Raw genomic sequence first — 5,363 nt, forward strand, 5'->3', positions numbered from 1 at the left:
ATGTGTATAAGAGACAGCATAAGCCACGCGGCAATGTTCGAGCGCCCCGGAGAGATTCACATCACAGTCCAGGATCGCTGTCCCTGCCACGCCTTTGGCTGCGGCCCGTTTCGGATAGAAGCGAAGAACGTCGGCGCCGGTTGGTCGCTGGAGCCAATCCAGCTTCACCTCTGCGGAGACGGGTCCAACCAGCGTCAGAGCGAGGATCAAACCCGCAAACTTCCTCGCCAGCATACCGGTCGCTCCGCGCTTATCCTGGGTTGCAGGCTCAACATGGCTTTAGCGCGGCCGCAAGCAAAAAGGGCGGCCCCGCGACGAGCCGCCCTTTCCTTATTCGTCTAAGCGACCAGCCTTAGACCAGCGAGCTGTCGATGGCCTTGCAGGCTTCCATCAGGCCCTTCACCGACTCGACGGACTTGGCGAACATCGCCTTTTCCGCGTCGTTGGTTTCGAACTCGACGATCTTCTCGGCGCCGCCAGCGCCGATGACGACCGGAACGCCCACATAGAGGTCCTTCAGGCCGTATTGGCCGGTCAGGTAGGTGGCGCACGGCAGGACGCGCTTCTTGTCCTTCAGGTAGGAGGTCGCCATGGCGATGGCGCTCTCGGCCGGAGCGTAGAAGGCCGAGCCGGTCTTCAGCAGGGCGACGATCTCGCCGCCGCCCTTGCGGGTGCGCTCGACGATGGCGTCCAGCTTCTCTTGCGTCAGCCAGCCTTGCTTGACCAGTTCGGGCAGCGGCAGGCCGCCGACCGTCGAGTGACGGACCATCGGCACCATGTCGTCGCCGTGGCCGCCCAGGGTCCAGGCGTGGATGTCTTCCACCGAGACGCCGGTGGCTTCGGCCAGGAAGTAGGCGAAGCGGGCCGAGTCGAGGACGCCGGCCATGCCGATGACCTTTTCCTTCGGCAGGCCCGAGAACTGCTGCAGGGCCCAGACCATCGCATCCAGCGGGTTGGTGATGCAGATGACGAAGGCGTTCGGGGCATGCTGCTTGATGCCTTCGCCGACGGCCTTCATGACCTTCAGGTTGATGCCCAGCAGGTCGTCGCGGCTCATGCCCGGCTTGCGCGGCACGCCGGCGGTCACGATGCAGACGTCGGCGCCGGCGATGTCGGCGTAGTCGTTGGCGCCCTTCAGGGCGACGTCCTTGCCGAACACGGCCGAGGCTTCGGCGATGTCCAGCGCCTTACCCTGCGGGGTGCCTTCGGCGATGTCGAACAGGATCACGTCGCCCAGCTCTTCGCGAGCGGCGATGTGGGCCAGGGTGCCGCCGATCATGCCGGCGCCGATAAGGGCGATCTTCGCGCGAGCCATGGGGTCTCCATCAAGGCTGTGGACAGTGAAATGTCGCGCGCGGTCTAGACCTGTCGCGGCCCGGCCTCAAGCCCCCTTTCCCGTTTCGCTGCACTGCGGCAAAGATGCGTGAACAACGATAACCAGAGCAGGGGGCGAAAGCCGTGGCGACGAAAACTGATCCAGGCAACTTCTTCGAGGACTTCAAGCTGGGCCAAAGGCTGGTCCACGCCACGCCTCGGACCGTCACGGCGGGCGACGTGGCGCTTTATACGGCGTTTTATGGTCCGCGCTTTTCGCTCTTTTCGTCCGACGAATTCGCCAAGGCCTGCGGCCTCATCTCCGCGCCGGTCGATCCGCTGATCGCCTTCCACATCGTGTTCGGCAAGACCGTGCCGGACATCAGCCTGAACGCCGTCGCCAATCTGGGCTACGCCGAGGGCCGGTTCCTGGCGCCGGTGTTCCCGGGCGACACCTTGACCGCCGTCTCGGACGTCATCGGGCTGAAGGAGAATTCCAACCGCAAGACCGGCGTCGTCTATGTCCGCACGACCGGGACCAACCAGCGCGGCGAGGCGGTGCTGAGCTATGTCCGCTGGGTCATGGTCCGAAAGCGCGACGAAGCCGCCGAGATCGCCGAGCAGGCCGTCCCGACCCTGTCGACCGCGGTCGCTCCCGCCGATCTCGTCCTGCCGGCGGGTCTCGACTTCTCCGGCCATGACTGGGCCCTGGCCGGCGCGCCGCACGCCTTCGAGGACTATGAGATCGGCGAGAAGATCGACCATGTCGACGGCATGGCGGTCGAGGAGGCCGAGCACCAGATGGCCACCCGCCTGTGGCAGAACACGGCCAAGGTGCACTTCAATCAGTTCGAGCGGGCCCGCGACCCGTCCGGCCGACGCCTGGTGTATGGCGGGGTGGTGATCTCGACGGCCAAGGCGCTGTCGTTCAACGGCCTGCAGAACGCCGGCCTGATCCTGGCGATCAACGGCGGCCGGCACGTGAACCCGTTCTTCGCCGGCGGCACGGTGTTCGCCTGGAGCGAGGTGCTGGACAAGGCCGACCTGGGATCCGCCGGCGCCCTGCGGCTGCGGCTGGTGGCGACCAAGGACGCGCCCTGCGCGGAATTCCCGGACAAGGGCGCCGAAGGGGTCTACGATTCCGCGGTGATCCTCGATTTCGACTACTGGGCGGCGGTTCCCAAGCGTGACTGATTTTGTTCTTGATCCAGCGTTCGTGGCGACCTCGCATCTGGTCGCCGACCTTCCCCTTTGCGAAGTCCGGCTGCAGGACGACGTCCGCTATCCGTGGCTGGTCCTGATCCCGCGCCAGGCGGGGCGGACCGAGATCGAGCAGCTGGACGTCGGCCATCGGCTGCAGCTGATGGAAGAGATCGTTCTGGCCGGCGCCGCCGTCCGGGCGATCGGCGCGGCGCTCGGCCTGGAGGTCGAAAAGCTGAATGTCGGCGCCTTGGGCAATGTCACCGCCCAGTTGCACGTCCATGTCGTCGGCCGACGGCGGGACGATCCGGCCTGGCCGGGTCCAGTCTGGGGCCACGGCGCCGCGGTCCCTTACGGCCAGGACGCGCTGGAGGCGGCGATCACCGCCGCCGAGGAAGTGCTAGAAAACTAGCGCTTCTTCTTCCGGGTCGAGACCTTCTTGCCCTTGGCCTTGGACGCCTTGCCCTTCTTCAGGGTCGAGGCCTTGCCCTTGCGGGCGGCGGCCGCGCACTTGGCCTTGGCGGCCTTCAGCGCCTTGCCCTTCTTGCCCTTGGTCGAGCAGACGGCCTTGGCGGGCGCGGCGCGGCCGGCCGTGGCGCGCGGCGGCCAGACATAAGGCCGCGCGCCGCGCGCCTCGTAGCCGGGCGGCGCCTCGGGCAGCAGGTGTTCGGCGGCCACGGTCCGCGTCGCGCCATCCTCGACCAGCTGGCCCGACCAGCGGCCGTCCTCGTCGGGACGCAGGGCGAGGGTCGAGGGCTGGCCGCCCTCGCGGGCCAGGAACCGCGCCGACAGGCCCTCGCCCTCGCGCTGAAGGTCGTCGATCAGGCCGGTCGAGCCTGGGGCGCCCGTCCGCCGCAGATCACGCCAGGCCCCCTCCAGCGGCGCCGACCCGCCGGCCTTGTCGACGATCTGCAGCGCGTAGAGCGGCGTCCCGTCCGGCCCGTTCACCCGCCACTGGCCGTCCAGCGGCCCCTGCAGGTTCTGGGCGGCGGCGATCGAGCCGCGCACCCGCAGCTCGTAGACTTGAGCGGCCGGGGTGGTCTCGCTCGGGGCCGGGATCGGCAGGATGTTGGGCTTTCGGCGCGGCGCGGGCTTGGCGACCGTCTCGGCCTGCTCCTCGTCCATGTCCTGGCCGGACTGTGTGATCAGGTCGCCGAGCGGATCGAGCGCCTGGGGAACCTCGGTCGCAGGCGGCGCGGGAGCGACGGACGGCGTTTGGGCGGGCGGAGCCGTCGCCGGGCTCTGCTGGGCCAGCGCGGGGCTGGCGACCAGGACGACGGAGAAGACGATAGCCCGCATTCGCAACCTTCTAGAGCCCCTTCACCGTCAACCTCGGGCGGCGATCGCCTCGGCCACCGCCACCAGGCGCTCGGCCTGCGCCAGGTGCAGACGTTCGGCCATCTTGCCGTCCACCCGCAAGGCGCCTTTGCCAGAATTTTCCGGCGCGTTGAAGGCGGCGATCACCGCGCGGCTCCAGGCGATGTCCTCTGGCGAGGGCGAGAAGACCCGGTTGCAGATCTCCAGATGCTTGGGATGGATCAGCGTCTTGCCGTCGAAGCCGAAGTCGACGCCCTGCACGCAGACCGCCTCCAGCGCCTCCAGGTCCTCGATGTCGTTATGGACGCCGTCAAGGATCGCCAGGCCGTGCGCCCGGGCCGCGGCGACCGACAGGGTCAGCAGCGGCAGGAACGGCGCGCGATCCGGCGTCTGGCGGGCCCGCATTTCCTTGGCGAAGTCGTTGACGCCCATCACCCAGGCCGAAAGGCGCGTGCCGTGCGCGGCCTCGGCCATCTCCCAGAGGTGGAAGGCGGCCTTGGCGGTCTCGATCATGGTCCAGAGGCGCGTGTGCGGCGGGGCGGCGTGCAGGCGCTGGTCGTAGAGGCGCACGTCGCCGGCGTCGTTGACCTTGGGGACCAGCACCGCGTCGGGGCCGGCTTCGGCCGCGGCGGCCAGGTCCTCGGCGCCCCAGGGGGTGTCGAGGCCGTTGACCCGGATCACGACCTCGCGGTCGCCGAAGCCCCCCGCCTGCACCGCCGCCACGGCCGCCTCGCGCGCCGCCGGCTTTGACTCCGGCGCGACCGCGTCCTCCAGGTCCAGGATGATCACGTCGGCGGGCAGGGTGCGGGCCTTTTCGACCGCCTTGGCGTTGGAGGCCGGCATGTAGAGGGCGCTGCGGCGCGGGCGGTTGGCGACGTCGACGGTCATGGTGCTCCCCGATCGGTTTTCTGTGTTGGCCGCAGCTTAGCATTGCTGCGCCGCAGCAAAAGCCTTCCGCTTGGGTCAGCCGACGGAATAACGGTCTTGGCGCCTTCCGCATTGGGGATAGGATCGGGTCATGACCACGCGGTACGACAAGAACGCCAAGAACGTGCTGGGCGGCGAACTCATCCCCTGCTCGGTGAACCCGATGACCGGCTTCTATCGCAACGGCTGTTGCGAAACGGGGCCGCATGATCTGGGTCTGCACACCGTCTGCGCGGTGATGACCGACGAGTTTCTGGCCTTCTCCAAGGCGCGCGGCAACGATCTCTCCACGCCGCGTCCCGACCTGGCCTTTCCGGGCCTCAAGGCCGGCGACCGCTGGTGCCTGTGCGCCGGCCGCTGGACCGAGGCCCTCGAGGCCGGCATGGCGCCCCAGGTCGTGCTGGAGGCGACCCACGAGGAGATGCTGGCCGTCGCGCCGCTGGGCGTGCTGAAGGATCACGCCGCCGCCTGACACGACGTCTCGGCTTCACGCGATTGCTCGCTGAAGGTTCGGAGGGACGCGGAGCGCCGGACATCCGTCCGGAGGTTGGAAGTGTGTGTACCGTTTCGACGAAGCCAGACGCTCCGCGTAGCCGTTATCCGAT

6 protein-coding genes and 2 pseudogenes are annotated in these 5,363 nt (G+C 68.3%); 4 read left to right on the forward strand and 4 right to left on the reverse strand.

What is annotated here, in order from left to right:
* Together AX690_RS23525 and mdh are read right to left on the reverse strand one after the other, a co-directional pair.
* A pseudogene (locus AX690_RS23525) lies at window positions 1-234 on the reverse strand (energy transducer TonB); the annotation flags it as partial.
* A gap of 118 nt (window positions 235-352) precedes the next feature.
* Window positions 353-1,315 (reverse strand): malate dehydrogenase, encoded by a 963-nt coding sequence (mdh, locus tag AX690_RS02360; RefSeq protein ID WP_066683621.1) that lies wholly within the window; start codon window positions 1,313-1,315, stop codon window positions 353-355.
* A 143-nt stretch (window positions 1,316-1,458) separates the two neighbouring features.
* Between mdh and AX690_RS02365 the strand changes: the two genes are divergently transcribed.
* Both AX690_RS02365 and AX690_RS02370 read left to right on the forward strand, forming a co-directional pair.
* Complete coding sequence (locus AX690_RS02365; RefSeq protein WP_066683620.1) at window positions 1,459-2,508, forward strand: MaoC family dehydratase; 1,050 nt, start codon at window positions 1,459-1,461, stop codon at window positions 2,506-2,508.
* Window positions 2,501-2,926 (forward strand): HIT domain-containing protein, encoded by a 426-nt coding sequence (locus tag AX690_RS02370; protein WP_066683617.1) that lies wholly within the window; start codon window positions 2,501-2,503, stop codon window positions 2,924-2,926. The genes AX690_RS02365 and AX690_RS02370 overlap by 8 nt, the downstream gene beginning before the upstream one ends.
* On the opposite strand, the gene AX690_RS02375 is transcribed toward AX690_RS02370, so the two are convergent.
* A complete protein-coding gene (locus AX690_RS02375; protein WP_066683615.1) occupies window positions 2,923-3,813 on the reverse strand; it encodes a hypothetical protein in 891 nt (296 codons plus the stop codon). The genes AX690_RS02370 and AX690_RS02375 overlap by 4 nt on opposite strands.
* A gap of 27 nt (window positions 3,814-3,840) precedes the next feature.
* Window positions 3,841-4,719, reverse strand: a complete 879-nt coding sequence (locus tag AX690_RS02380) for a CoA ester lyase (RefSeq protein WP_066683613.1) — start codon at window positions 4,717-4,719, stop codon at window positions 3,841-3,843.
* Between the two features lie 130 nt (window positions 4,720-4,849).
* On the opposite strand from AX690_RS02380, the gene AX690_RS02385 reads away from it, so the two are divergent.
* Together AX690_RS02385 and AX690_RS23530 are read left to right on the forward strand one after the other, a co-directional pair.
* Window positions 4,850-5,230, forward strand: coding sequence for a DUF2237 family protein (locus AX690_RS02385; protein WP_066683606.1), 381 nt, complete (start codon window positions 4,850-4,852; stop codon window positions 5,228-5,230).
* A gap of 30 nt (window positions 5,231-5,260) precedes the next feature.
* Window positions 5,261-5,363: pseudogene (locus AX690_RS23530) on the forward strand (hypothetical protein); the annotation flags it as partial.

This window comes from Caulobacter sp. CCH9-E1, assembly GCF_001556515.1.
Classification (GTDB): Bacteria; Pseudomonadota; Alphaproteobacteria; order Caulobacterales; family Caulobacteraceae; genus Caulobacter.

What these genes read in the sequence shown, in the direction of transcription:
- mdh (WP_066683621.1), bottom strand. Translation starts at nt 1,315, where the DNA reads ATGGCTCGCGCGAAGATCGCCCTTATCGGCGCCGGCATGATCGGCGGC.
- AX690_RS02375 (WP_066683615.1), bottom strand. Translation starts at nt 3,813, where the DNA reads ATGCGGGCTATCGTCTTCTCCGTCGTCCTGGTCGCCAGCCCCGCGCTG.
- AX690_RS02380 (WP_066683613.1), bottom strand. Translation starts at nt 4,719, where the DNA reads ATGACCGTCGACGTCGCCAACCGCCCGCGCCGCAGCGCCCTCTACATG.
- AX690_RS02385 (WP_066683606.1), top strand. Translation starts at nt 4,850, where the DNA reads ATGACCACGCGGTACGACAAGAACGCCAAGAACGTGCTGGGCGGCGAA.